22 protein-coding genes and 1 riboswitch are annotated in these 24,171 nt (G+C 71.6%); of the genes, 7 read left to right on the forward strand and 15 right to left on the reverse strand.

Annotated features, from left to right (window positions below; genetic code table 11):
- Positions 1–250: 250 nt before the first annotated feature.
- Positions 251–2,116, forward strand: coding sequence for an AAA family ATPase (locus tag R2S09_RS02950; protein WP_316739647.1), 1,866 nt, complete (start codon positions 251–253; stop codon positions 2,114–2,116).
- A 104-nt stretch (positions 2,117–2,220) separates the two neighbouring features.
- Here R2S09_RS02950 and R2S09_RS02955 read toward each other — a convergent pair whose 3' ends face one another.
- From R2S09_RS02955 to R2S09_RS02995, 9 genes are all read right to left on the reverse strand, one after another.
- Positions 2,221–3,306 (reverse strand): hemolysin family protein, encoded by a 1,086-nt coding sequence (locus R2S09_RS02955; RefSeq protein WP_306188434.1) that lies wholly within the window; start codon positions 3,304–3,306, stop codon positions 2,221–2,223.
- Positions 3,303–4,649 carry a hemolysin family protein gene (locus tag R2S09_RS02960; protein ID WP_306188436.1) on the reverse strand — a complete coding sequence of 449 codons (1,347 nt, stop codon included), beginning with the start codon at positions 4,647–4,649 and terminating at the stop codon, positions 3,303–3,305. Before R2S09_RS02960 ends, R2S09_RS02955 begins: the two co-directional genes overlap by 4 nt.
- A 246-nt stretch (positions 4,650–4,895) precedes the next feature.
- Complete coding sequence (locus tag R2S09_RS02965; RefSeq protein ID WP_306188438.1) at positions 4,896–5,351, reverse strand: PH domain-containing protein; 456 nt, start codon at positions 5,349–5,351, stop codon at positions 4,896–4,898.
- Positions 5,352–5,403: 52 nt separating this feature from the next.
- Positions 5,404–6,252 carry an ATP phosphoribosyltransferase gene (hisG, locus tag R2S09_RS02970; protein WP_306188439.1) on the reverse strand — a complete coding sequence of 283 codons (849 nt, stop codon included), beginning with the start codon at positions 6,250–6,252 and terminating at the stop codon, positions 5,404–5,406.
- A gap of 55 nt (positions 6,253–6,307) precedes the next feature.
- Positions 6,308–6,580, reverse strand: coding sequence for a phosphoribosyl-ATP diphosphatase (locus tag R2S09_RS02975; protein ID WP_007491392.1), 273 nt, complete (start codon positions 6,578–6,580; stop codon positions 6,308–6,310).
- Positions 6,581–6,614: 34 nt separating this feature from the next.
- Positions 6,615–7,100 carry a 6,7-dimethyl-8-ribityllumazine synthase gene (gene ribH / locus R2S09_RS02980; RefSeq protein WP_306188442.1) on the reverse strand — a complete coding sequence of 162 codons (486 nt, stop codon included), beginning with the start codon at positions 7,098–7,100 and terminating at the stop codon, positions 6,615–6,617.
- 30 nt (positions 7,101–7,130) lie between these two features.
- Positions 7,131–8,513 (reverse strand): bifunctional 3,4-dihydroxy-2-butanone-4-phosphate synthase/GTP cyclohydrolase II, encoded by a 1,383-nt coding sequence (locus R2S09_RS02985; RefSeq protein WP_316739648.1) that lies wholly within the window; start codon positions 8,511–8,513, stop codon positions 7,131–7,133.
- Positions 8,510–9,154, reverse strand: coding sequence for a nicotinamide riboside transporter PnuC (gene pnuC, locus R2S09_RS02990; RefSeq protein ID WP_306188446.1), 645 nt, complete (start codon positions 9,152–9,154; stop codon positions 8,510–8,512). The genes R2S09_RS02985 and pnuC overlap by 4 nt, the downstream gene beginning before the upstream one ends.
- A complete protein-coding gene (locus tag R2S09_RS02995; RefSeq protein WP_306188447.1) occupies positions 9,151–9,759 on the reverse strand; it encodes a riboflavin synthase in 609 nt (202 codons plus the stop codon). The genes pnuC and R2S09_RS02995 overlap by 4 nt, the downstream gene beginning before the upstream one ends.
- 155 nt (positions 9,760–9,914) lie before the next feature.
- A riboswitch (FMN riboswitch) is annotated at positions 9,915–10,045 on the reverse strand.
- A 458-nt stretch (positions 10,046–10,503) separates the two neighbouring features.
- Here R2S09_RS02995 and R2S09_RS03000 point away from each other — a divergent pair.
- Positions 10,504–11,262 carry an SDR family oxidoreductase gene (locus tag R2S09_RS03000; protein WP_306188449.1) on the forward strand — a complete coding sequence of 253 codons (759 nt, stop codon included), beginning with the start codon at positions 10,504–10,506 and terminating at the stop codon, positions 11,260–11,262.
- A gap of 413 nt (positions 11,263–11,675) precedes the next feature.
- Here R2S09_RS03000 and R2S09_RS03005 read toward each other — a convergent pair whose 3' ends face one another.
- The gene (locus R2S09_RS03005; RefSeq protein ID WP_316739649.1) at positions 11,676–12,917 is read right to left on the reverse strand and encodes an ROK family transcriptional regulator; all 1,242 of its coding nucleotides are present in this window, start codon (positions 12,915–12,917) and stop codon (positions 11,676–11,678) included.
- Between the two features lie 139 nt (positions 12,918–13,056).
- Between R2S09_RS03005 and R2S09_RS03010 the strand changes: the two genes are divergently transcribed.
- A complete protein-coding gene (locus R2S09_RS03010; protein WP_316739650.1) occupies positions 13,057–14,268 on the forward strand; it encodes an MFS transporter in 1,212 nt (403 codons plus the stop codon).
- Here R2S09_RS03010 and R2S09_RS03015 read toward each other — a convergent pair.
- Positions 14,228–14,686: a thioesterase family protein gene (locus tag R2S09_RS03015; RefSeq protein ID WP_306188453.1), complete on the reverse strand. Its 459-nt coding sequence runs from the start codon at positions 14,684–14,686 to the stop codon at positions 14,228–14,230. The genes R2S09_RS03010 and R2S09_RS03015 overlap by 41 nt on opposite strands.
- 155 nt (positions 14,687–14,841) lie before the next feature.
- On the opposite strand from R2S09_RS03015, the gene R2S09_RS03020 reads away from it, so the two are divergent.
- From R2S09_RS03020 to R2S09_RS03030, 3 genes are all read left to right on the forward strand, one after another.
- Positions 14,842–16,245 carry a uracil-xanthine permease family protein gene (locus R2S09_RS03020; protein WP_306188455.1) on the forward strand — a complete coding sequence of 468 codons (1,404 nt, stop codon included), beginning with the start codon at positions 14,842–14,844 and terminating at the stop codon, positions 16,243–16,245.
- Between the two features lie 100 nt (positions 16,246–16,345).
- The gene (locus R2S09_RS03025; RefSeq protein WP_306188457.1) at positions 16,346–17,041 is read left to right on the forward strand and encodes a DUF5995 family protein; all 696 of its coding nucleotides are present in this window, start codon (positions 16,346–16,348) and stop codon (positions 17,039–17,041) included.
- A 133-nt stretch (positions 17,042–17,174) separates the two neighbouring features.
- Complete coding sequence (locus tag R2S09_RS03030) at positions 17,175–18,104, forward strand: LLM class F420-dependent oxidoreductase (RefSeq protein ID WP_306188458.1); 930 nt, start codon at positions 17,175–17,177, stop codon at positions 18,102–18,104.
- A gap of 75 nt (positions 18,105–18,179) precedes the next feature.
- Here the strand turns inward: R2S09_RS03030 and R2S09_RS03035 are convergent, their stop codons facing one another.
- Together R2S09_RS03035 and R2S09_RS03040 are read right to left on the reverse strand one after the other, a co-directional pair.
- Positions 18,180–18,506: a hypothetical protein gene (locus R2S09_RS03035; RefSeq protein ID WP_316739651.1), complete on the reverse strand. Its 327-nt coding sequence runs from the start codon at positions 18,504–18,506 to the stop codon at positions 18,180–18,182.
- Between the two features lie 20 nt (positions 18,507–18,526).
- A complete protein-coding gene (locus tag R2S09_RS03040) occupies positions 18,527–19,183 on the reverse strand; it encodes a hypothetical protein (RefSeq protein ID WP_306188462.1) in 657 nt (218 codons plus the stop codon).
- Between the two features lie 177 nt (positions 19,184–19,360).
- Here R2S09_RS03040 and R2S09_RS03045 point away from each other — a divergent pair, with 177 nt between their 5' ends.
- The gene (locus R2S09_RS03045; RefSeq protein ID WP_316739652.1) at positions 19,361–21,361 is read left to right on the forward strand and encodes a trypsin-like serine protease; all 2,001 of its coding nucleotides are present in this window, start codon (positions 19,361–19,363) and stop codon (positions 21,359–21,361) included.
- A 122-nt stretch (positions 21,362–21,483) separates the two neighbouring features.
- On the opposite strand, the gene R2S09_RS03050 is transcribed toward R2S09_RS03045, so the two are convergent.
- Both R2S09_RS03050 and R2S09_RS03055 read right to left on the reverse strand, forming a co-directional pair.
- Positions 21,484–23,181, reverse strand: a complete 1,698-nt coding sequence (locus tag R2S09_RS03050; RefSeq protein WP_316739653.1) for an NAD(P)/FAD-dependent oxidoreductase — start codon at positions 23,179–23,181, stop codon at positions 21,484–21,486.
- 64 nt (positions 23,182–23,245) lie between these two features.
- On the reverse strand, positions 23,246–24,034 hold the full coding sequence (locus R2S09_RS03055) for a carbon-nitrogen hydrolase family protein (protein WP_306188467.1): 789 nt from the start codon (positions 24,032–24,034) through the stop codon (positions 23,246–23,248).
- Positions 24,035–24,171: the final 137 nt, after the last annotated feature.

Here is a 24,171-nt window from a genome sequence, read left to right on the forward strand (position 1 = left end):
GCTGCGTGACGCCGTTCGCTCACCCTCGGTCACCGGCGCACGACGCGCCCCGTCTGCTCCCGCCTCCCCGAACGCTCCCTGCCGCACCCTTCGGCGGGCGGCGGCCCCACGGGTACGATGACCTCGGTGCGACCTTCGAACGGCTGCTTCGCGCACCTGCAACTCCGGTCCGCGGCACAGCGGTTCGGCCAGAGGCTGCCGCCGGGTGGATGCCCGGCGGCGTACGGGGGCACGGTTTGTGGGGGACGTGATGGACTTCGGCACGCAGGGCCCCGAGGCCCCGGCCGACCTCGCCTGGCTGCGCGGCGTGGACGCCTACACCATGGGGGCCTATCCGCAGGCCGAGGAGGAGTTCCGGGCCGCGGTGCGGATGGATCCCGGGATGGCCGACGGCTGGCTCGGGCTGCACGCGCTGCGCGTCGACACGACGACCGCGCTGCTGAAGATGTTCCGGCACCGGGACCGCTTCGGCGAACAGCGCGCCCGGCACCGCCGCACCCTCAACTCCTGGTACTGGCTGGGCTGGTGGGTGCAGCCGGTCCTGGAGAACCCCCGCGATCTGCTGCTCGCGCACGCCTCGCACTGGCTGGACGGGCGGCACGTGCCCGAACTGGACCGGGCGCTCGCCGGACTGCCGCCCGTGGACACCGACCCCCACGTCCGCTTCCTGCACGCCTGCCGCGCCTATCTGGTCAAGGACTGGGAGCAGCTCGTCCGGCACACCGACCCACTGGTCGACGACCCGATGCTCGGCATCGAGGCCGGCCTCTTCGGCGGCATGGCCCGGGTCCGGCTGGAGATGTACGGGCAGGCCGAGCCGCTGCTGTCGGCCTCCCTGATGCGCTGCCGCAGCGAGCAGCCGCAGCGCAAGGAACTCAGATACTGGCTCGCCAGGGCCCACGAGGGCACCGGCCGCAGCGCCGCCGCCCTTCCGCTGTACAGGGCAGTGCACCGGGTCGATCCGGCCTTCATGGACACCTCCGCCCGGCTCGCGGCCATCGCCGAGGGCGACGGATACGACGACACCGCCGATCTCGCGGCGATCACCCTCACCGGCCTCGGGCAGGACTCCGTGGACGGCTCGGACGTCCTGGATCCGCTGTTCGGCACCGAGGGCCGCGACGTGAAGCTCGACCAGCCCGATCCGGCGGCCTCCGGTCTGCTCCCCTCGGCCGCCGACCCCGCGGTACGGGAACGGGCAACGGTCGCCGCCGGACCGCTGCCCAGCGGACCCACCGACCCCGCGCTGCTCGAGGAGGCGCTCGCCGAGCTCGAGCGCATGGTGGGTCTGGAACCGGTGAAACGCCAGGTCAAAGCCCTGTCCGCCCAGCTCAACATGGCTCGGTTGCGGACCGGGCAGGGGCTGCCCGTGCAGCCGCCGAAACGCCACTTCGTCTTCTCCGGCCCCTCCGGCACCGGCAAGACCACCGTCGCCCGCATCCTCGGCCGCGTCTTCTACGCCCTCGGACTGCTCGGCGGCGACCATCTGGTGGAGGCCCAGCGGGCCGACCTGGTCGGGGAGTATCTGGGCCAGACCGCCGTCAAGGCCAACGAGCTGATCGACTCCGCGATCGGCGGGGTGCTGTTCGTGGACGAGGCCTACTCGCTGTCCAACTCCGGGTACGGCAAGGGCGACGCCTACGGCGACGAGGCGCTGCAGGTGCTGCTGAAGCGGGCGGAGGACAACCGGGACCACCTCGTGGTGATCCTCGCCGGCTATCCCGAGGGGATGGACCGGCTGCTCGCCGCCAACCCCGGGCTGTCGTCGCGCTTCACCACCCGGGTGGACTTCCCGTCGTACCGGCCCGGGGAACTCACCGAGATCGGCAAGGTGCTCGCCGCGGAGAACGGTGACCTGTGGGACGACGAGGCCCTCGACGAGTTGCGCTCGATCGCCGGACACGTGGTGGACCAGGGGTGGATCGACGAGCTCGGCAACGGGCGGTTTCTGCGGACGCTGTACGAGAAGAGCTGCGCGTACCGGGATCTGCGGTTGTCCGCGTATCCCGGCACGCTGTCGCGGGACGATCTGGCGACGCTGCGGCTGCCGGATCTGATGCAGGCGTACGGCGAGGTGCTGTCGGGGCGGGGACCGCAGGATCCGTCGGCGCTGTGACGGATCCCGTGGCCCGCTCCTGCCGGCCCGCAGCCGGGCAGGCGGCACATCCCGCGGCAGGCGGCACATCCCGCGGCAGGCGGCATTGCCCGCGGCTGCGTCGGCTACGTGGCCAGGACCTCCTCCTGGTCTCCGCTGCCGCGGGGTTCCGTGAGGCGGATCTCCGTCGCCACCCTGTGAGCGGGGTCGCGTACCTCGCCCACCAGGAGTTCCAGCACGTCCTCCAGGGCCACCACGCCCAGCACCTTGCCGGAGGGGTCGGCGACCTGGGCCAGGTGGGTGGCCGCACGGCGCATGACGGTCAGGGCGTCGTCCAGCGGCAGCTCCGAGCGGAGCGTCGCCATCGGCCGCCATATCCGCTGCGGCACGGCGCGGTCGGAGTCCTCCAGGTCGAGGACGTCCTTGACATGCAGGTAGCCCATGAACGGGCCGTTCTCCGCGGCGACCGGGAAGCGGGAGTACCCGGTGCGGGCGGTGAGCGCGACGACCTCGCCGGGGGTGACCGACGGGCTGACGGTCACCAGCGCCTCACGGCCGAGGAGCACGTCCAGGACCGGGCGGGAGCCCAGCTCCAGCGCGTCCTCCAGCCGCTCCTGCTCCTCGGGGTCCAGCAGTCCGGCCTGGCCGGAGTCCTCCACCAGGCGGTTGAGCTGCTCGCTGGTGAAGGCGGCCTCGACCTCGTCCTTGGGTTCGACGCGGAAGAGCCGCAGGATGCCCTTGGCGCAGGCGCCGAGCGCCACGGTGACCGGCTTGCAGACCCGGGCGAAGGCGACCAGGCCGGGGCTGAGCCACAGCGCGGCCTTCTCCGGCGCGGCCATGGCGAGGTTCTTCGGCACCATCTCGCCGATGACCAGGTGGAAGAAGACCACGGCCGCGAGCGCGATGACGTAGCCGAGCGGGTGGACCGTGCCGTCGGGCAGGTGCATCCAGGCGAACACCGGCTCCAGCAGGTGCGCCACCGTCGGTTCGGCGACGGCGCCCAGGGTCAGTGAGCAGACGGTGATGCCGAACTGGGCGGCGGCCATCATCTGCGGCAGCCGCTCCAGGCCGTAGAGCACCTGGCGGGCCCGTGCGGTACCGAGCGGTTCGATCTGGCTGCGGCGGACGGAGACGAGCGCGAACTCGGCGCCGACGAAGAAGCCGTTGGCGAGGACCAGCAGCGCGGCGAAGAAGAGTTGGAGGACGCTCATCGGGCGGCCTCCACCATGCTCGTGACGGCGTCGGTGACGGGCGCGGTCCGCACCAGGCGGACGCGCTCGGCGCGGTAGTGCCCGACCTGGCGCACGGACAGCCGCCAGCCCGGCAGCTCCGCCCGGTCGCCGGGGGCCGGGATCCGGCCGAGCAGGTCGGCGACCAGGCCGGCGACGGTCTCGTAGGGGCCTTCGGGCGCGTCGAGGCCGATGCGCTTGAGCAGGTCGACGCGGCAGCCGCCGTCGACGTCCCAGGCGGGCCGGCCGTCCTCCGGCGGTGCGGGAGCGAGTTCGGGCACGTCCTTGGCGTCGTGCTCGTCGCGGACCTCGCCGACGAGTTCCTCGACGATGTCCTCGAGCGTGACGACGCCCGCGGTGCCGCCGTACTCGTCGACGACGACCGCGATGGGCTGCTCGCTGCGCAGCTGGGCGAGCAGCGGCTGCACCGGCAGGGTCTCGGGGACCAGCAGGGCCGGACGGGCGATTCGGCGGACCGGGGTGCGCAGCCTGTCGTGCACCGGGACCGCGAGGGCGTCCTTGAGGTGGACCATGCCGACGATCTCGTCGATCTTCTCGTGGTAGACGGGGAAGCGGGACAGGCCGGTGGCGCGGGTCAGGTTGACGACGTCCTCGGCGGTCGCCGAGGACTGCAGGGCGCTGACCTTCACGCGCGGGGTCATGACGTGCTGCGCGGTCAGCTCGCCCAGGGACAGCGTGCGGACGAACAGGTCGGCCGTGTCCTGCTCCAGGGCGCCGGCCTGGGCCGAGTGGCGGGCCAGGGAGACCAGCTCGCCGGGGGTGCGCGCGGAGGCCAGCTCCTCCGTGGGCTCGACGCCGAGGGCCCGCACGAGCCGGTTGGCGACGGTGTTGAGCGCGGCGATCACCGGGTGGAACAGGCGCGAGAAGAGGTGCTGCGGGCCGGCGACGAACCGGGCGACCTGCAGCGGCCTGGACACCGCCCAGTTCTTGGGCACGAGCTCGCCGATCACCATCTGGAGCGCGGAGGCGAGCAGCATCCCCACGACCACGGCGACACCGGAGACGGCGCCCTCGGGGACGCCGATCGCGGTGAAGGGCCGGCTCAGCAGGTCGGCCAGCGCCGGTTCGGCGAGCATGCCGACGACCAGGGAGGTGATGGTGATGCCGAGCTGGGTGCCGGACAGCTGGAAGGACAGCTCACCCAGCGACTCGACGACCGTACGGGCGCGTTTGTCGCCGTCGGCGGCCGCCTTCTCGGCGTCCGGACGCTCGACCGTGACCAGGCCGAACTCGGCCGCGACGAAGAAGCCGTTGGCGAGGATGAGCAGGAAGGCCGCTCCCAGGAGCAGCAAGGAGATGGTCATGATGCCGCCGCCTCCACGTGCGCGCGGACCTCGGTGTCGGGGTCCGCGCTATGTCGGCAGGGGGCGGCGCAGGTACTACAGGACGATCCGTCCATCGCCGGAGGGAGTCACTCCTCGGGTAGCAGGAGCCCCTGGCACCGGTCGGAGCTCAGGGGCGGAGGCGTCGCGAAAAACGCCTCCGTCAACAGATTAATCAAGACCCGGCCCTGTGTGTCAGGGTGGACGTCCCCGAGTCAGCCCTGAGGTTCACCCCTCGGACCGCTCGGGGTCGTGGACGGAGCGGGCCTCGACGAGGGCGCGCAGGGCGCGTGCGTCGGCGATCGCGCGCTGTTTGGCGATGCCGGGCTGGATGCCGAGCGCGGGCAGGCTGGTGCCGTCGCTGAGGTTGAGGAACACCCACGGGTCGCCGGGGCGCAGGTTCACCTGCAGGATCTCCGGCCACTCCAGATGGCGCCTGCTGGCGATGTTGACGACGGTGACCCCGGAGTCGTCGACGACGACCTTCGGCCGGGCGAGCAGCACCAGCACCCCGAACAGGAGTGCGCCCGTGAAGACGAAACTGATGCGCTCACCGGGGCTGAGCTGCTCCAGCAGCAGCGCTACGACCGTGATCACCACGAAGATCGCCACTCCGGCCGTGAGCAGCACCGCACGGGTCTGCGTCGGCCGGAACGTGACGGGGAGTGCGGGCAGGTCGGACATCGTCGTGGACCCTCTCTGACCTTCTGCGTGCCTCTCGTGACCGTCCGGCCGTTCAGAGGCGGCAGGCGTGGATGGCCGTGGTCAGGATGGCGCGGGCGCCGATGGCGTACAGGTCGTCCATGATCCGCTGGGCCTCCCTGGCCGGGACCATGGCGCGTACGGCGACCCAGCCCTCGTTGTGCAGCGGGGAGACGGTCGGGGACTCCAGGCCCGGGGTCAGCGCGACGGCCTTCTCCAGCTGCTCGACCCGGCAGTCGTAGTCCATCATCACGTACGTCCGGGCGACCAGGACGCCCTGGAGGCGGCGCAGGAACTGCTGCACCTTGGGTTCCTCGGCGTCCGCGCCGGTGCGTCGGACGACGATCGCCTCGGACTTCATGATCGGCTCGCCGATGACCTCCAGGCCGGCGTTGCGCAGCGAGGTGCCGGTCTCGACGACGTCGGCGATGACCTCGGCGACGCCCAGCTCGATGGCGGTCTCCACGGCGCCGTCGAGGTGGACGACGGCGGCGTCGATGCCGTTGTCCGCGAGGTGCTTGGCGACGATGCCCTCGTAGGAGGTCGCGACCGTCATGCCGTTCAGGTCCGCCACGCCGTTCGCGGTGCCGGGCTTGGTGGCGTAGCGGAAGGTGGAGCGGGCGAAGCCGAGGGGCAGGATCTCCTCGGCGTTGGCGCCGGAGTCGATGAGCAGGTCGCGGCCGGTGATGCCGATGTCGAGGCGGCCGGAGGAGACGTAGATCGCGATGTCGCGGGGGCGGAGGTAGAAGAACTCCACCTCGTTCTCCGGGTCGACGATCCGCAGTTCCTTGGACTCGCGGCGCTGCTGGTAGCCGGCCTCATGCAGCATGTCCGCCGCAGGGCCGGAGAGTGAACCCTTGTTGGGGACGGCGATGCGCAGCATGAGGTCGGCTTCCTTTGCGTGAAGGGGGTTTCTACGGCTTCTTACAGCAGGCGGGTTACAGATGGGCGTAGACGTCGTCCAGGGAGATGCCGCGGGCGACCATCATCACCTGGACGTGGTACAGCAGCTGCGAAATCTCCTCGGCGGCCGCCTCCTTGCCCTCGTACTCGGCGGCCATCCAGACCTCGGCGGCCTCCTCGACGACCTTCTTGCCGATGGCATGCACCCCCTTGCCCACCAGCTCGGCGGTGCGGGAGGTGGCGGGGTCGCCGTGGGCGGCCTTGTGCTGGAGCTCCGTGAAGAGCTCCTCGAACGTCTTCTTGGACATGGTGCTGCTAACCCTACGCGCTCCGGGCCGCTCCTCAGCGCCAGGGTTCGGATACTGAACGCAGCGTGGCGGCCGTCGCGACCGCCGCGGTCACCGCCTCGTGGCCCTTGTCCTCGCTGGAACCCTCCAGGCCGGCCCGGTCCAGGGCCTGTTCCTCGGTGTCGCAGGTGAGCACCCCGAAGCCGACGGGCACGCCGGTCTCGACCGACACCTGGGTCAGGCCGTTGGTGACGCCCTGGCAGACGTAGTCGAAGTGCGGGGTGCCGCCGCGGATGACGACACCGAGGGCCACGATCGCGTCGTAGCCGCGGCCCGCCAGCACCTTCGCCACCACCGGGAGCTCGAAGCTGCCGGGGACCCTGAGCAGGGTCGGCTCGTCGATCCCCAGCTCGTGCAGGGCGCGCAGGGCGCCGTCCACCAGTCCGTCCATCACCTTCTCGTGCCACTGTGCCGCGATGACGGCGACCCTGAGGTCCCCGACGTTCCGGACGGACAGTTCCGGTGCACCCTTGCCGCTCACGTGTCTCCTCAGTTCCTGGTCTTACTGGTCTTACTGGTTGCCGCAGGTGGCCGCGGTCGCGGCCACGGAGGCCGGCGCAGCCTCGGCCGCGGCGGCCGCCGCGGCCGGGGTGTCCAGCCAGGGCAGGTCGTGCCCCATCCGGTCCCGCTTGGTGCGCAGGTAGCGGAGGTTGTGCTCACCCGCCTGGACGGGCATGGGCTCCCGTCCGGTGACCTTGATGCCGTGGCGCAGCAGCGCCTCGGTCTTGTCGGGGTTGTTGGTCATCAGGCGGACGCCGGTGACCCCGAGGTCCTCGAGGATCTGCGCGCCGGCGCCGTAGTCGCGGGCGTCGGCGGGCAGGCCGAGTTCCAGGTTGGCGTCCAGCGTGTCGCGTCCGCGCTCCTGGAGCTCGTAGGCCCGCAGCTTGGACATCAGGCCGATGCCGCGCCCCTCGTGGCCGCGCAGATAGACCACCACTCCCCTGCCCTCGGCCTGGATGCGTTCCAGGGCGGCGTCCAGCTGGGGGCCGCAGTCGCAGCGCAGCGAGCCGAAGACGTCGCCGGTCAGGCACTCGGAGTGGACACGGACCAGGACGTCCTCGCCGTCGCCGATCTCGCCGTGGACGAGGGCGACGTGCTCGACGCCGTCGGCGGTGGAGCGGTAGCCGTACGCCGTGAAGACACCGTGCCGGGTGGGCAGGTTGACCTCGGCCTCGCGGCGGACGGTCGGCTCGCCGACGGGGGACTCGCTGCCGCGCCGGTAGGCGATCAGGTCCGCGATGGAGATGATCGTCAGACCGTGCTTGCGGGCGAAGACCATCAGCTCGGGCAGGCGCAGCATCCGGCCGTCCTCGCCGGCGATCTCGACGATCGCACCGGCCGGGCGCAGCCCCGCGAGCCGGGCCAGGTCGACGGCGGCCTCGGTGTGGCCGTCGCGGACGAGCACGCCGCCGGGCCTGGCGCGCAGCGGGAAGACATGGCCGGGGCGGACCAGGTCGGTCGGCTCTGCCGTGCCGCTCGCCAGCAACTGGAGGGTGGTGGCGCGGTCGGCGGCGGAGATACCGGTGGTGACGCCGTGGGCGGCGGAGGCGTCGACGGAGACCGTGAAGGCGGTCTTCATCGACTCGGTGTTGTCCTCCACCATCTGCGGCAGCCTGAGCCGGTCCAGTTCCTCGCCCTCCATGGGAGCGCAGATCAGACCGCGGCACTCGCTCATCATGAAGGCGACGATCTCGGGGGTCGCCATCTCGGCGGCGATGACGAGGTCGCCCTCGTTCTCGCGGTCCTCGTCGTCGACGACCACGACGGGACGGCCGGCCGCGATGTCGGCGACGGCCTGCTCGACCGGGTCGAGCGTGAAGTCCTCGCCGGCGTCGGTGCCGTAGGCGCCGGTGCTGTAGGCGTCGGTGTTGTACAGGATGGGTGCCGCGGTCATGCGGGCGCTCCTTCCGGGACGGGCTGCGCGGCTCGGCGGGAGCGCAGCCACCAGTCGCGCATGCCCCACAGGACGAGCGCGCCGTAGATGACGTAGACGAAGCCGGAGAAGGCGAAGCCGTTGGCGAAGTTGAGCGGGACGCCGACGACGTCGACGAGCAGCCAGGCGAACCAGAACTCGACCATGCCGCGCGCCTGGGCGTACATGGCGACGATGGTGCCCACGAAGATGTAGGCGTCGGGCCAGGGGTCCCAGGACAGGGACGGGTAGGCCTTGAACAGGGCGGCGACCACGACCGTGCCGACGGCGGCGGCGCCGAGCAGGACCGCCCGCTCGCGCCAGGTGGCGAACCGTACGGCGATGTGGCCGTCCGCCGCCTGGTCCTTGCCGCGGTTCCACTGCCACCAGCCGTAGACCGCGACGACCATCACGACGATCTGCTTGCCGGCGCTGCCGGAGAGATGGGCGGTGGCGAAGGCGGCGAAGAGGATCAGACCGGACAGGAACTGGGTGGGCCAGCTCCATATGGAGCGGCGCCAGCCGAACGCCAGGCCGATCAGGCCGATGACGTTGCCGATCATGTCGGACCACTTGATGTGCTGGCCCAGGAGGGTGAAGGCCTCGGAGTTGAGCCAGTTCACTTGCCGGCCCCCTGCGCACGGTCGCCGAGCAGCCGCTCGACGTACTTGGCGACGACGTCGACCTCGAGGTTGACCGGGTCGCCGGGCTGCTTCAGACCGAGGGTGGTCAGGGCGAGGGTGGTGGGGATGAGGCTGACGGTGAAGTGGTCGGCGCCGGCGTCGACGACGGTGAGGCTGATGCCGTCGACGGTGATGGAGCCCTTCTCGACGACGTAGCGCGCGAGGTCCGCCGGCAGTGAGATCTTCACGATCTCCCAGTGCTCGGAGGGCGTGCGGTCCAGGATCGTGCCGGTGCCGTCGACGTGTCCCTGCACGATGTGCCCGCCGAGGCGCGCGCCGACGGCGGTGGGGCGTTCGAGGTTGACACGGGAGCCGACGGCGAGGACGCCGAGGCTGGAGCGCTTGAGGGTCTCCGCCATGACGTCGGCGGTGAACTCGTCGCCCTCGTGTTCGACGACGGTGAGACAGACCCCGTTCACGGCGATGGAGTCGCCGTGCTGTGCGCCCTGGGTCACGACGGGTCCGCGGAGCCTGAAGCGAGCGGCGTCGCCAAGGTTCTCGACGGCGGTGACCTCGCCCAGCTCTTCGACGATTCCGGTGAACACTTCCCGGGTCCTCCTGCCTCTTCGGGCACGGACTCCGGGGCTGCCGATGACGACAGAGGACACGAACGAGAACACTCGGTACGGCGACGCCGGACGGCAACTCGCCGTGAGGGCGAGCCCGTAGACGGCGGCGCGCACACATACGTGCCCGCTCGCCGCGCACTGCCTCCCATCCGGACTTTAACCGTCGGTCCAGGAATTCCACCTGGTCAACCGGCCGCTGGAAGCGACCGGGTCGCGGACTGTAACCGCCGGTTCGGACTTTCACCGACCCCGGAGTGCGCTGCTACTGGTACGAAGCCAGTCTGCCACGCCCGCCCGACGTTCATACAGACGAACGGTGTGGGTTCGCTCACAGAGCGCATCGCCGCTCGAGCGGCCCTGACCTCGACCGCGACGCGACCGCGACGCAGCCGCACGGAAACCTGGTCGATCGAAAGGCCCGGCGGCGGGCAAGGGCCGTCGTCACCGCCGCCGGACCGGCCTGTGCAGGAGTCAGACACTAAAAGGACTAGACCAAAGCGTCAACCGTCAACATCTCGGCACCGGGCGCGAGTTCGGGCCCGTTCGCACCTGCCCGTGCCTCCCCACGCCTGCCGGGCCGTGCACACGGCGTGCGCGGTGATCCGGTGGCGCGAGCGGCGGGTGATGATGATCCCGGACAAGCGGGAATGGCTGACCCGGGGCGTTCGTCTGGGAGCGCCGATGACGGAGTGTGCGGAACGTCCGGAGGGACTGAACAGCATGACCATGATCCTGGTGACCGGCGGCACCGGAACGCTCGGCCGCCTCGTCGTCGAGCGGCTGCGCACGGACGGACACGAGGTGCGGGTGCTCAGCCGGCACGCCGAGCCGTACGCCGTCGATCTGCGCGAGGGCGGTCCCGCGCTGGACGCGGCCGTCGCCGGCGTGGACACGGTCGTGCACTGCGCGAGCTCGCCCAGGGGCGGCGACGAGGAGGCGGCCGCCCATCTGATCGCGGCGGCGCGCAGGGCGGGTGTGGGCCACCTGGTCTACATCTCCATCGTGGGGGTCGACCGGGTCCCGCTCGGCTACTACGAGACCAAGCACGCCGTGGAGCAGCTGATCGAGGAATCGGGCCTGGGCTGGACGGTGCTGCGGACCACCCAGTTCCACGACCTGCTGGCCACCCTGTTCCGGGCCCTGGCCAAGCCGCCGGTCATGCTGCTCCCGGCGGGCGTGCGCGACCAGCCGATCGAGGTCGCCGAAGTGGCCGCGAGACTCGCCGAGTTGGCGACCTCCGCGCCGGCGGGCCGCGTCCCGGACATGGGCGGCCCGGAGGTCCGCACCTTCGACTCCCTGGCCCGCGCCTACCTGAAGGCCACGGCCCGCCGCCGCCCGGTACTCACCGTCCCCCTGGCCGGCAGGGCCTACCGAGGCTTCCGCGAGGGCGGCCACCTCACTCCCGCTCAGACCGTGGGCAAGCGAACGTTCGAGGACTTCCTCGCCACGCGTTTCGGGGGCGGTGGCCGCCGGGGCTGATGCCGGTTGAGGGGTGCGGGCGGGGCCGCGGGAGGCGAAGCCGCCGCCGGGCCAGGGGCGCAGGGGGACCCGGGAGGCGGAGCGGCCGCCGGGGCGCAGGGGGACCCGGGAGGCGGAGCGGCCGCCGGGCCACCGGGTCGGGCGGGCGAGGCCGGGTCCGGGGGTGCAGGGGCGGAGGCCCACCGGGACAGGGGCTGGGGTCACCGAGTCTGGCTGACGAGTGGGCAGAGCCTGGGGGTGCAGGAGCGGAGCCCTCACCGGGACAGGGGCGGAGCCCTCACCGGGCCGGGGGTGGGGTCACCGAGTCTGGCTGACGAATGGGCAGATCCTGAGGGTCCGGGCAGCGCCCCGCCGGGGGCCGGGGCAGAGCCCGCCGGGGGCCGGGGCAGAGCCCCGGGCGGGCGCCTCTGGAGTTACCGAGTCGGGTGGGTGGGTGGGCCCGCCGGTGCGAACAACTCGTCCTGCGCGCGTTCCCGCGCCGTCAGCAACGCCCCCCGCAACACGGCCCCGCCCCCCAACGCGCTCGCGCGCACCTCCGTCCGCAGCGGCGACATCCGCCCGACCCGCTCAGCCACGCGCCCGGCGAGCACGTCCCCGCCGGCCTGCCCGATCTCCCCGCCCAGAACCGCGCACCCGGGATCCAGGACGGCCACGACGGAGGCGACACCGAGGGCGACCCGGTCGGCGAGGGCGTCCAGGAAGTCCGCGGCTCGGGCACCGCCCCCCGGGGCGGCCTCTTCCGCGGACCCCTCTCCCAGGGACGCGGCCGCGCGGCGCACCAGCTCGGCGGCGGCCGGCTCCCGGCCCCCGTGCTCCCCCGACAGCCCGTACGCCCCCGCCAGTTCCGTCACCGCCGCCGACCCGGCCAGCGAGTGGAAGCCACCCGCACAGTCCGTCGCCGACGGCACGCCACCGGTACCGGGCACGGGCAGGAAGCCGATCTCGCCGGTGCCGCCGGAGGCGCCGCGGCGCAGCGTCCCGTCCAGGACCACCGCCGCACCCGTGCCGTGGCCGAGCCACAGCAGGACGAAGGTGTCCCGCCCCCGGGCGGCTCCGTCCCGCTGCTCGGCCAGCGCCGCGAGGTTGGTCTCGTTCTCGACGATGACCCGGGCCCGCGGCAGCCGCTCCTGCAACGCGGCCACCAGCCGGCGGTGCCAGGCGGGCAGGCCCGTGGAGTCGCGCAGCTCGCCCGTGTCCGGGTCGATCAGGCCCGGCGCGCCGATGGCCACGGTGTGCAGCTGCTCCGCCCCCGCCTCCTTCGCCACCCGCTCCACCAGCGTGACCGCCTGCTCGACCGCGGGTCCGGTCCCGGTGTCCCCACCGATCGGCACGGACGCCTCGGCCAGCTCCCGCCCGAGCAGGTCGGACACGGTCACCGAGACGCTCTCGGTGCGTACGTCGAGGGCGGCCAGATGGGCGCGGTCGGCGACGATGCCGTACAGCCGTGCGTTCGGGCCGCGCCGCCGCTCCCCCGCCTCCCCCACCACGGTGATCAGGCCGGAGACCGTCAGGCGTTCGACGAGATCGGCGACCGTCGGCCGGGACAGGCCGGTGAGCTGCTTCAGCTGCCCTGCCGTCAACGGTCCCTCCTGCTGCAACAGCCGCAGGGCGAGCCGGTCGTTGATGGCCCGGGCGGTGCTCGGGGATGCGGGCATGCCGGGAATCCTCCCAGATCTGCGGGGCCGCGACGCGGGCGGCGCCGGGTATCCCCTATCTATCAGGCAGGGTCCCTGATAGTTTACGCCCGCGGCAGGACAACGAGCCCGCGGCGGGACACACGGGAGGGGCCGGACAATGAGTGCAGTGGTCGACGAACAGCGCGAGGTGCGGCGCGCCCGGTACGCCGTGGCGGCCGTCTTCGCCGTACACGGCGCCGTCACGGGTTCGTTCGCCACCCGGGTGCCGTGGATCCAGGACCACGCCTCGGTCAGCGCCGGGCAGCTCGGCCTCGCCCTGGCCTTCCCCGCGCTCGGCGCCTCCGTGGCGATGCCGCTCGCGGGCGGCATCACTCACCGCTTCGGCGCCCGTACCGCCCTGCGCGGCCTGCTCGCCCTGTGGACGCTCTCCCTGGTCCTGCCCGCCCTCGCCCCGAACCTCCTCACCCTCTGCCTGGCACTTTTCGTCTACGGCGCCTCGGCGGGCATGGCGGACGTCGCGATGAACGCCCTCGGTGTGGAGGTCGAGAACCGGCTCGGCCGCTCGATCATGTCGGGCCTGCACGGCATGTGGAGCGCGGGTGCCCTGACCGGCTCGGCGGCCGGCACGCTCGCCGCGCACCTGGGCTCGGACGCTCGCCTGCACCACGTCCTGGCGGCCGGCGTGCTGACCGTGCTGGGCCTGGTCGCCTGCACCTGGGTGCTCGATCTTCAGCCGGCCGAGGACGAGGAGCCGCCGCCCCGGTTCGCGCTGCCGCCGAAGTCGGCGCTGCTGATCGGCGCGATCGGGTTCTGCGCGGTGTTCGCGGAGGGCGCGAGCCTGGACTGGTCGGCGGTGTACCTGCGCGACCAGCTGGACACCTCGGCCGGTCTCGCGGCGGCCTGCACCACCGGATTCACCCTCACCATGGCGGTCGCGCGGATCGCGGGCGACAAGGTGGTGGACCGGTTCGGCTCCGTGCGCACCGTGCGGGCGAGCGGTGTCCTGGCGGTGCTCGGCGGCCTGCTCGTCGTCGTCGCGGGTCATCCGGCGGTGGCGATGACCGGCTTCGCGCTGATGGGCCTGGGCATCGCGGTCGTGGTGCCGCTGTGCTTCGCCGCGGCCGGCCGCAGCGGGCCGAACCCCAGCCAGGCCATCGCGGGTGTGGCGACGATCACGTACACCTCCGGCCTGGTGGCGCCGAGCGCGATCGGCGGACTCGCCCAGGCGACCAGCCTGGTGGTGTCGTTCGGCCTGGTGACGCTGCTGGCGTGCGGTCTGGCCGCGTTCGCGGGGGTGCTGCGGGCGGGCGACCGGGACCGCCCGAAGGTCAGCCGGCCGGCCGCAGCAGTTCCCGACCCGCGGCCCTGAACTCCTCGCTCCAGGGCGCGGGGCGCAAGGTGGCCGAATCCAGTCGGACCAGGACGCGGCCTCCGCGGGCGTACGTCACCGCGCCGTCGGCCGAGCAGAAGCGGAAGCCGTACGTCAGGCCGGTCCTGCCCAGCCGGTCCAGCCACAGGTGGACGGCGTACGCACCCGGCCGGGTCACCGGCGCCTCGTAGCTGATCCGCAGCTCCTTGACCGCGTTGCAGGCGTCCCCGGCGGCCGCCCAGTCGCCCTCGAAGCGGAAGCCGTGCCCGTGCCACAGTTCGGACCAGGCCCGTTCCACCAGCAGCGGGTAGCGGGCGTTGTGCAGCAGCCCGAGCGCGTCCAGGTCGTCGAAGTGGACGGCGACGGGGATCAGCCGGCCGTACGACAGGGCGGTGGCGACGGGTGCTTCGGCGGTCACGGCGGGGCTCCTGAACGTGCTGGTGAGGAGGGGGTACGACCCCTCATCCTAAGCGGACGCTCAGGAACGTCGGCAGGGAAGGTGCTGGTCGCTTGCCCGGAACCCGGACAATGGGTTTCGGACATCTTCCCGTTCAGAGAAAGCGAAACCCCACCATGGACCTCGGCGTGCGCTGGAAACTGCACGGTGACGGGCGCACGCCCGCACCAGGAGCGGTGGTCCGGCCCGACGAACGGCTCTCCTGGCCCCGCACGGTCGGACTCGGCGCCCAGCACGTCGTGGCCATGTTCGGCGCCTCCTTCGTGGCCCCCGTGCTCATGGGCCTCGACCCCAACCTCGCGATCATGATGTCGGGCGTCGCGACCGTGATCTTCCTGCTCGCCACCCGCGGCCGGGTGCCCAGCTACCTGGGCTGCTCGCTGTCCTTCGTGGGCGTCGCCGCGGTCATCCGGGCGCAGGGCGGCACGAGCGCGACCGTGACGGGCGCGGTCCTCGTGGTCGGCATCGCCCTGTTCCTGGTCGGTCTCGCCGTACAGCGCTTCGGTGCGCGGATCATCCACGCGGCGATGCCGCCGATCGTCACCGGCGCGGTCGTGATGCTGATCGGCTTCAACCTCGCCCCGGTGACCGCCTCCACCTACTGGCCGCAGGACCAGTGGACCGCGCTGCTGGTGATGCTGTTCACCGGGCTGGCCGTCGTCTGTCTGCGCGGCTTCTGGTCCCGGATCGCGATCTTCCTCGGCCTGGTCTTCGGCTACGCCGTCTCCTGGGTCTTCGACCAGCTCTTCGGCAAGATCCACTCCGTCGACGGCAGCGGCAAGCTCACCGACCACTGGCGCCTGGACCTCTCCGGCGTCGGCAAGGCCGACTGGATCGGGCTGCCGTCCTTCCACGGTCCGGCCTTCCACTGGTCGGCGATCCTGGTCGCGCTGCCGGTCGTCATCGCCCTGGTCGCGGAGAACGCCGGGCATGTCAAGGCGGTCGGCGAGATGACCGGCGACCCGCTGGACGACAAGCTGGGCACGGCCATCTCGGCGGACGGTGTGGCCTCCATGCTGTCGACGGCCGTGGGCGGCCCGCCCAACACCACGTACTCCGAGAACATCGGCGTGATGGCCGCCACCCGCGTCTACTCCACCGCCGCCTACTGGGCCGCGGCCGGGTTCGCGCTGCTGTTCGGCATCTGCCCGAAGTTCGGCGCCATCGTGGCCGCGATCCCCGGCGGTGTCCTCGGCGGCATCACCGTCATCCTGTACGGGATGATCGGGCTGCTGGGCGCGCAGATCTGGATCAACGCCAAGGTCGACCTGCGCAACCCGCTGAACCTGGTGCCGGCCGCGGCGGGCATCATCATCGGCGTCGGCAACGTCACCATGAAGTTCACCGACACCTTCTCCCTCAGCGGTATCGCGCTGGGCACGCTCGTCGTCATCACCGGCTACCACACGCTGCGCGCCTTCGCGCCCGCGCACCTGAAGCAGCAGGAGCCGCTGCTGGACGAGGGCACGTCGTCGTACGACGTGCAGAGGCGGGCCGGCACCCAGCGCGCCCAGTCGTAGGCACGGGCCCCAGGCGCGCACCAGGCGAGCGTTCCCCCGTTCCGGGGAAGCGCCGGGCCCGTCGGCACCCGGTCCGGGCCCGGCCTGGGACGCTGCCCCCATGGGGCAATCGGCACAACTCACCCGTCGGCTGGACACAGTGGACGCGGCCCTCGCCCGAATGCGCGAGCTGGACGCCGCGCTGCCGGAGCGGGACGGGATCGCGGTCTTCAACCGGGTCTATCTCGCCGTCACCGAGGCGGTCGACCGGCGCCTGGCGGCCGGGCGGTTCGCGGACCCGCGGGCCGCGGCCACGCTGGACGTACGGTTCGCCGAGCGGTATCTGGCCGCCGTGGACGCGGCGGCGGAAGGGCGGCGCGCGCCGGCCTGCTGGCGGCCGCTGCTGCAGTTCCGCCGCCATCCCGGTGTGCGCCCACTGCAGTTCGCGCTCGCGGGCATCAACGCGCACATCGGCCACGATTTGGCGCTGGCCGTCGTGGACGCGTGCGGCACGCTGGCGTGCGAGCCGGCCGACCTGGAGGGCGACTTCGACCGCGTGGGCGACCTGCTCGTCGCACTGGAGGAGCGGGTCCGGGAAGACCTGATGCCCGGTCCCGACCTGCTGCAGATCGCCGACCCGCTCACCCATCTGCTCGGCGCGTGGAGCCTGGAACGGGCCCGGGACGCCGCCTGGTCGGCCGCGCGGGCGCTGTGGGCGCTGCGCCGGCTGCCCGACGTGGCCGAGGAGTTCGCTCAGCGGCTGGACGCGGCGGTCGGCTTCGCCGGGCGCATGATGCTCACCCCGCTGCCGGACTAGACCCGACGGGAAGACCGGGACCCGACGGGAAATCCGACGGCCGAAGACCTGCGAAGGCACGTACCGGGGAACTCCCGCGTGATCACTGTACGTTGATCGGTGGAAACGGACGATCACGAAGGAGCTCACCGCCATGGCGATCCGTCTGGGACTCGGCCTTCCGCAGAACCGGCAGTACCACCTCGGCAAGGACGTGCCCGACGTGGCACGCGCCGCGGAACACATCGGCTACGAGAGCCTCTGGGTGTACGAGCGGGCCCTTTTCCCGGAGCCCGCCACCCAGGGGCTGTACGGCATCGAGGGCATGCCCTGGCCCGACTCCTACCGCCATGTGGCCGACCCGCTGGTCACGCTCACCCTGGCCGCGGCGGCCACCGAGCGGGCCCGGCTGGGCAGCAGCGTGCTGGTCGCGCCGCTGCACGCGCCGTTCCAGCTCGCCAAGGCCCTCGCCTCGCTGGACGCGGCCAGCGGCGGCCGGGTGATCGCCGGGTTCGGCACCGGCTGGTCCCTCGACGAGTACGCGGCCACGGGCATCCGGCCGATCAAGGAGCGCGGCAAGGTGCTGGACGAGGTGATCGACGTGTGCCGGGCGGTGTGGGGGCCCGACCCGGTGCGCCACCACGGCAGGATCACGGAGATCGACTCGGCCGCGGTCGGCCCCAAGCCGGCCCGGCCGATCCCGATCCTGCTGGCGGCGAGCACCCGCAAGGCGCGGGAGCGGCTCGTCGAGCACGCCGACGGCTGGCTGCCGACCGCCATGGGCGTCGAGCAGGTCGCCGGCGAGTGGCACGCGGTGCAGGACCTGGCCGCCGAGCGCGGCCGGCAGCAGCCGATCCAGACGGTGCTCCGGGTGAACGCGCGCTACTCGGCCAAGTCCCACGAGGGCGCGAACCGGCGCCCGTTCCACGGCAGTCCCGACCAGCTCGTCGAGGACCTCGTCGCGTACGCGGAGATCGGGCTGGAGGAGATCCTCGTCGACCTGCAGAGCACCGTGCGGGACGCCGAGGAACTGAAGGACGTGGCCGCGGAGGTGTACGAGAAGGCCCGGGCGGCCGGGCTGTGATCCCGGCCGCCCGGGCCTGCCGGGGCTGACCGGCCGAGGAGTTCTCTGCAGCCGGGCTCGTCCCCGGGGTGTCTGTCAGCCCCTGAAGCGTCGCTCTTGGCCGATCGCGAACACACCGGCGGTGCCGCTCACCGAACACGTCGCGGACGACACGCGGTTGCGGTAGCGCCACGGGCCGGTGATCGTCCATTTCGCGCCACCGCTGTTGATACAGGTGACCACGGTTCTGTGCTGGCGTACTCCGCTGCGACTGTCGCACTTCACGTTGCCGGTCTGCCCGGAGTTGCTCGGCCAGGACGAGCAGTCCTCACTCGCGGCGGCGGCGGTCTCCCAGGCTGTGGAGGTGGCGAGGAGGCCGGCCGCGAGAACCGGTACGAGCAGCAGACGTGTCTTGTTCCTCATGTGATCGATTGCCTTCGTTCTCAGAGGTTCCGGGTGGTGAGGCGCTTGCCGTCCTGGGCCACGAGGATGAGGTTCCACGCGGTGGCGTTGTCGCCGCCGTCGCCGTCCCACCAGGTCGCGAACGTGTCGGCCAACCGCCTCAGGTCGGTCTTCGCGCTCTTGTCGGTGTAGGCAGTGGTGAGTTCGACGTCGTAGTCGCGGTCGCCGAGGTGGACGAGAACCGCCTCGGCGGCCTGCTGCGCGGACTGCTTCGCTCCGTTCTCTGCGGCCCAGGACCGGAAGCGGGCCAGGAGGTCCGGGTCGGGTTGGCGGCGTGTCACCGGCCCCGCGGGCGGACGACGCTCCGTTCCCGTTCCCACTGCCTGCTTGCAGCCCATCACCCAGGCTCCGCGGTCCTTCTCCACCACGTTCCGCGGCTGGGCCGTGAGGGACCGGCGGACGCAGCCGCCCCACACCGCCTCGCGGACCGCGGCGCCCTTGCCGCCGTCCTCGAAGAGCTGTTTGCCGGTGCGCCATCCGGCGTCGTAAGCCGCCTCGTAGCCGTGCGCTTCGGTGGCACGGGACGCGGTCGCTTCCGGCTTCGGGCTGCTGCCGCTGTCGCAGGACACGGCGGCCAGTCCCAGTAGGGCCGCCGCGATCGACAGCCCGACCGGCCGTGCCTGTGTGGGTGAGCGCATGCCCCGTTTCCCCTCTCGGTGCCTTTGACGTCCGTCCCGTTAGAGGCCCCATACGAAGACTTGGTTGCTCCATGGAATCGCCTTTACGCACGAGACGGGGTGTGGGTAGGGTCCAAGATCGCAAAAGACCGGGCCGAACTGACCAGGGCCCGCAACACACCTGAATCAGGGGGAACTTTGAGGCTGAGACACAGCCTGGCGGCCGCCACCGCGATAGCCGCCACCTTCATGTCGACGTCCGCATGGGCCGAGCCCGCACCCGCTCCCGTGACGGCGTCCCCCAGCAGCTCACCGCTCGCCGGGCAACCGTCCGCCGCCCCGTCGAAGGAGGCGCCCCCCGCGACTCCTGCGTCCTCCCCGTCCTCCAGGAACACTTCGGCGACCACACCGCCGGCCTCTTGGTCCGGATCGCCGGACACGCCCGGCCCGTCGCCGAGCACGAGTGGCACGCCCGAGGACGATCCGGCATCGGCGACGGAGCTGGAGAAGTTCTGGACCCCGGAGCGGATGGCCCAGGCCGTCCCCGTCGAGGAAGACCAGCTCCTCCCGGAGCGGAAGGCCGGCGCGAGCCGGACCAAGCCTGACGCGGCCCGCGGGAAGGCCGTCAGCGGGACTTCGCCTTCGCACACGTTCGAGGGCATCAAGGAGGTCGGCACGTTCTTCTGGCAGGACAGCGACCTGAAGTACCGGTTCTGCGCCGGCACCGTGGTCCCCTCCCCGGGCAAGGACCTGGTGCTGACCGCCGCGCATTGCTTCGACAGCACCGACCAGACCAAGAAGCTTGTGTTCGTGCCCAAGCACCACCAGGCCGATCCCAAGCCGTACGGGGTGTTCCCGATCAACGTCGGGCAGATCTACGCCGACCCCCGCTACCTGCGCAAGGGCGGTGACCACGACTACACGGACCTCGACTTCGCCCTGCTGAGGACCGAGCCGCGCTCGGACGGGAAGAAGGTCCAGGATGTCGTCGGAGCGATCCCGATCGGATACGGCACCGGCTTCGACCATCCCAGGACCAGGGTGATCGGCTATCCGTGGCTGCCGGACGACGACGGCAAGTACAAGCCGCACCAGGACCCGCTCGACTGCACCTCGCCGATGAAGAAGTTCGCCACCGCAAGCTCCGGTGGCTGGAAGGGCGGCACGTTCTCCCAGATCGACTGCAAGGGCTACGTCCGCGGAACCTCCGGCGGCCCGTTCATCATCGGTGGCGACCACCCGCAGGTCATCGGTGTGACGGGAGGGTGGCAGACCGGCGGGCACAGCGACGACACGTCGTACTCCTCGTACTTCGACAGCGACCTCAAGCGGATCTACGACGCCGCGGTGGCGGGGAAAATGCCTGCCCCGGTCGTGCTGCCGGCCGCGTCGACGTGGAAGCACGCCAGGGACATCGCCTCGGGCTATTTCGCCCTCGGCGGTCCGGTCTCGCAGGACCGCATGGACATGTTCGTCCTCTGGTCGGACGGCGAGCTGACGATCTACCGCGGCGCGGACAAGGGCCTGAACTACTTCGACAAGGAGATCCGGGTCCAGAAGCCGAACAAGCTGTGGGCCGACCACGCCAAGCAGGTCGTGGCCGGTGACTTCACCGGTGACAACGGCTCCGACCTGATCGTGCTGTGGTCGGACGGCGAGGTCACGCTGTACCCGTCGGTGGACGAGCACGGCTTCCACGGCGAGAAGCAGATCGTCGCGCCGAACGAGACGTGGAAGCACGCCGAGGCCATGACCGCCGGCCGGTACGGCGGGAACAAGTGGCAGGACGACCTCGTCGTCCGCTGGTCCGACGGCGAACTCACCGTGTACCAGAACACAGGCACGAGCCTCGGCAAGGAGATCAAGGTCGTCAACCCGAACAAGCTCTGGACCCACGCGGTCGAGATCGGCTCCGGCGACTACACGCAGGGCGACACCTGGGACCTCGTGGTGCGCTGGTCCGACGGCGAGCTGACCTGCTACGACGACTTCACCGGCACCGGTGACACCTGGGGTGAGCACAAATGGAAGGCCCCCAACGACCTGTGGGAGCACGCCATGCTCGTCACGGGCGGGGACTTCAGCGACAACCCGTGGCCGGACGACACGCTCGTCCGCTGGTCCGACGGTGAGCTGAGCCTCTACACCGAGGGCAACGCATCCGGGATCGGCACCGAGCACCAGCTCGTCGCCCCCTGACCGGAACCCACAGCGGGCTCCGCGACCACAGCGCTCGCGGAGCCCGTCGGGATGATCCGCCGCGTGACACGGAGCGGAGGATGCGAACCGGCGGACCGAGCCATGTCGAACGACCGGTCCGGCTAGTCCTCGGGGAGTTCCACGGGCGCGATCTCGTCGTAGACGTCGCCGGGTCCGGGGTTGGCCGCGTCGGTGGCCCCGCCGAGGTGGTGCATGACGCCCCAGACCGCGTTCAGCGCGGTCTGGACGGCGCCCTCGGCCCAGCCCGCGGTCCAGGAGATGTCGTCGCCGGCGAGGAAGATGCCGCGCTTGTCCTCCGGCAGCCGGTCCTGCATGAAGTGGGTGAACAGGCGCCGCTGGTAGCGGTAGTGGCCGGGCAGGTTGGCCTTGAACGCGCCCATGAAGTAGGGCTCGTTCTCCCAGGAGACCGTCACCGGGTTGCCGATGATGTGCTTCCTGATGTCGACCTTCGGGTAGATCTCGCCGAGCGACTTCAGCATGACCTCCATCCGCTCGTTCGCGGACAGCGGCAGCCACTTCAGGCTGTCGTCGCACCACGTGTAGGACAGGCAGATGACGGCGGGCCGGTCCGGGCCGTTGTCGAGGAGGTAGGTGCCGCGGGTCATCCGGTCCGTCAGCGTCATCGACATGACGTCCCGGCCCGTCTCCTCGTCCTTGTCCAGCCAGAACGGCCGGTCGACCGGGACGAAGAGCTTGGAGGACTCCATGTAGTGGGTGCGCTCGATGGCGGTCCAGTGGTCGATCGGGAACAGCTCGTCGTCGCACTGGATCTTGGAGAGCAGCATCCAGGACTGGGCGGTGAAGATCGCCGCCTGGTAGGTCCGGATGTCGCCGCCTGCGTCGGTGACGGTGATCTGGTTGCCCGCGGTGCGGTGCAGCCGGGTCACGGCGGGGCGCGGCTCGCCGTCGACGTGCAGGGACCTCAGCGAGGTGCCGTACGGCCAGTGGACGATCTTCTCCGGCTCGCGCTCCCAGAGCCTGAGCGGCAGCTGCTGAGAGCCCCCGACGATGCCGCGGTGGTGGTCGTCGGCCTCGGTGTAGACGACGCGCAGGATCTCCAGGATGGAGTTGGGGAAGTCGGTGTCCCAGCCGCCGGTGCCGAAGCCGACCTGGCCGAAGATCTCCCGGTGCCGGAAGGACCTGAAGGCCTCGGAGTCGCACAGGAAGCCGTAGAAGGTCTGGTTGTCGAGCTTCTCGACGAGCTGGGACCAGATCTCGCGGATGCGCCTGACGTCCCGCTCGCGCATGGCGCGGTTCATGTCGGAGAAGTCGGCGCCCTCTTCGAGGCACCTGTTCCAGGCGTCGGCCACGTCCCGGTAGACCTGCGGCAGGTCGTCGATGGTCTCGGCGTAGTGCGACTCGCCCTTGAGGTCGACGACGGTCGAGGGGGTCGCCTCCGCGAGCGGGTTCGGGAAGGACCTGGTCTCCAGGCCGACCAGGTCGATGTAGTGCTGGAGGGCCGTGGAGGACGGCGGGAAGCGCATCGCGCCCATCTCGGCGGTCAGGAACTCGTCGCAGCCGTCGAAGCCGACGGTGCGCAGCCGGCCGCCGATCCGGTCGGCCTCGTAGACGACGGGCTTGAGGCCCATCTTCATCAGCTCGTAGGCGGCCACGATGCCGGACAGGCCGCCGCCGATGATCGCGACCTCCGTGCCGTGCCCGGTGGCGGGTATCTGGCCGAGGCCCGCCGGGTGGGCGAGGAAGTCGTCGTACGCGTACGGGAAGTCCGGGCCGAACATGGTGATCGGCGGCTGCTGCTCGTCTGCGTGCTCGACGGCGTTGGGCACCGTGGACGTCATGGGGTACGGACTCCTTGCGCGGGGAAGAGCGGGAAGAACGGGTGGGGGTGGCTGCCGTGAGAGGTCAGGAGAGGGCCCCGTAGAGGGCGGGGCGGCGGTCCCGGAGGTACGGGTTCGCCTCACGGGAGGCGGCGAGCAGGGCCGGGTCCACGTCGGCGAGGACCACTTCCTCGGCCTGACCGGCCCGGGTACGGGCGACTCCGTCGGGACCGGCGAGGGTGGAAAGCCCGGCGAAGTCGAACCCGCCCTCGCGGCCGACCCGGTTGGCGTACGCGACGTACATCTGGTTCTCGAAGGCGCGTACGGGCACGAGGGACTCGGCGACGAACTGGAACGGGTGCATCAGCGCCGTCGGAACGAGCAGCAGGTCGGTGCCGGCCAGGGCGTGGCCGCGGGTGTTCTCCGGGAACTCCACGTCGTAGCAGATCAGCAGGCCGACGGTCAGGCCGTTCAGCTCGGCCTGGACGACCGGCTGCTCGCCCGCGGTGAAGTGCTCGCGCTCGAAGCCGCCGAAGAGGTGGGTCTTGCGGTAGTTGGCCAGGCGCGTGCCGTCGGCGGAGATCAGCTGGGCGGAGTTGAAGACCGCCTCGCCGTCCCGCTCGGGGTAGCCGTAGGCGATCGCCAGACCGTGCCGGCCGGCCAGCTCCGCGATCGCGTCGGCGGAGCCGCCGTCGGCGGGCTCGGCCAGTCGGCCGATGTCGTCGCCGATCGCGTACCCGGTCAGGAACATCTCCGGCGCGAGGAGCAGCGCGGCGCCCGCGGCGGCGGCGCGGCCCGCGGCCGCGTCGAGAACTTCCAGGTTCTCGGCGACGGCACCGGGGTGGCCGGAGCTCTGGAGCAGGGCGGTGCGCATGCGGGATCCTCACCGGTCAAAGGGGGTGTCGGGGGGTCGGTTAGACGGTACGGTCGGGCGGCTCGCGCGGACAAGCGGGAGCTGTTGCGCGGCGGTGGGCGGATCGTTGCGTAGGGGGTGGGATGGGCGGCGATTCG

Source organism: Streptomyces sp. MK7 (assembly GCF_032658145.1).
Lineage (GTDB): Bacteria > Actinomycetota > Actinomycetes > Streptomycetales > Streptomycetaceae > Streptomyces > Streptomyces spiralis.

Coding starts and splice junctions, on each gene's coding strand:
- R2S09_RS02950 (WP_316739647.1), top strand. CDS start 251: ATGGACTTCGGCACGCAGGGCCCCGAGGCCCCGGCCGACCTCGCCTGG.
- R2S09_RS02955 (WP_306188434.1), bottom strand. CDS start 3,306: ATGAGCGTCCTCCAACTCTTCTTCGCCGCGCTGCTGGTCCTCGCCAAC.
- R2S09_RS02960 (WP_306188436.1), bottom strand. CDS start 4,649: ATGACCATCTCCTTGCTGCTCCTGGGAGCGGCCTTCCTGCTCATCCTC.
- R2S09_RS02965 (WP_306188438.1), bottom strand. CDS start 5,351: ATGTCCGACCTGCCCGCACTCCCCGTCACGTTCCGGCCGACGCAGACC.
- hisG (WP_306188439.1), bottom strand. CDS start 6,252: ATGCTGCGCATCGCCGTCCCCAACAAGGGTTCACTCTCCGGCCCTGCG.
- R2S09_RS02975 (WP_007491392.1), bottom strand. CDS start 6,580: ATGTCCAAGAAGACGTTCGAGGAGCTCTTCACGGAGCTCCAGCACAAG.
- R2S09_RS02985 (WP_316739648.1), bottom strand. CDS start 8,513: ATGACCGCGGCACCCATCCTGTACAACACCGACGCCTACAGCACCGGC.
- R2S09_RS03000 (WP_306188449.1), top strand. CDS start 10,504: ATGACCATGATCCTGGTGACCGGCGGCACCGGAACGCTCGGCCGCCTC.
- R2S09_RS03005 (WP_316739649.1), bottom strand. CDS start 12,917: ATGCCCGCATCCCCGAGCACCGCCCGGGCCATCAACGACCGGCTCGCC.
- R2S09_RS03010 (WP_316739650.1), top strand. CDS start 13,057: ATGAGTGCAGTGGTCGACGAACAGCGCGAGGTGCGGCGCGCCCGGTAC.
- R2S09_RS03020 (WP_306188455.1), top strand. CDS start 14,842: ATGGACCTCGGCGTGCGCTGGAAACTGCACGGTGACGGGCGCACGCCC.
- R2S09_RS03025 (WP_306188457.1), top strand. CDS start 16,346: ATGGGGCAATCGGCACAACTCACCCGTCGGCTGGACACAGTGGACGCG.
- R2S09_RS03030 (WP_306188458.1), top strand. CDS start 17,175: ATGGCGATCCGTCTGGGACTCGGCCTTCCGCAGAACCGGCAGTACCAC.
- R2S09_RS03035 (WP_316739651.1), bottom strand. CDS start 18,506: ATGAGGAACAAGACACGTCTGCTGCTCGTACCGGTTCTCGCGGCCGGC.
- R2S09_RS03040 (WP_306188462.1), bottom strand. CDS start 19,183: ATGCGCTCACCCACACAGGCACGGCCGGTCGGGCTGTCGATCGCGGCG.
- R2S09_RS03050 (WP_316739653.1), bottom strand. CDS start 23,181: ATGACGTCCACGGTGCCCAACGCCGTCGAGCACGCAGACGAGCAGCAG.
- R2S09_RS03055 (WP_306188467.1), bottom strand. CDS start 24,034: ATGCGCACCGCCCTGCTCCAGAGCTCCGGCCACCCCGGTGCCGTCGCC.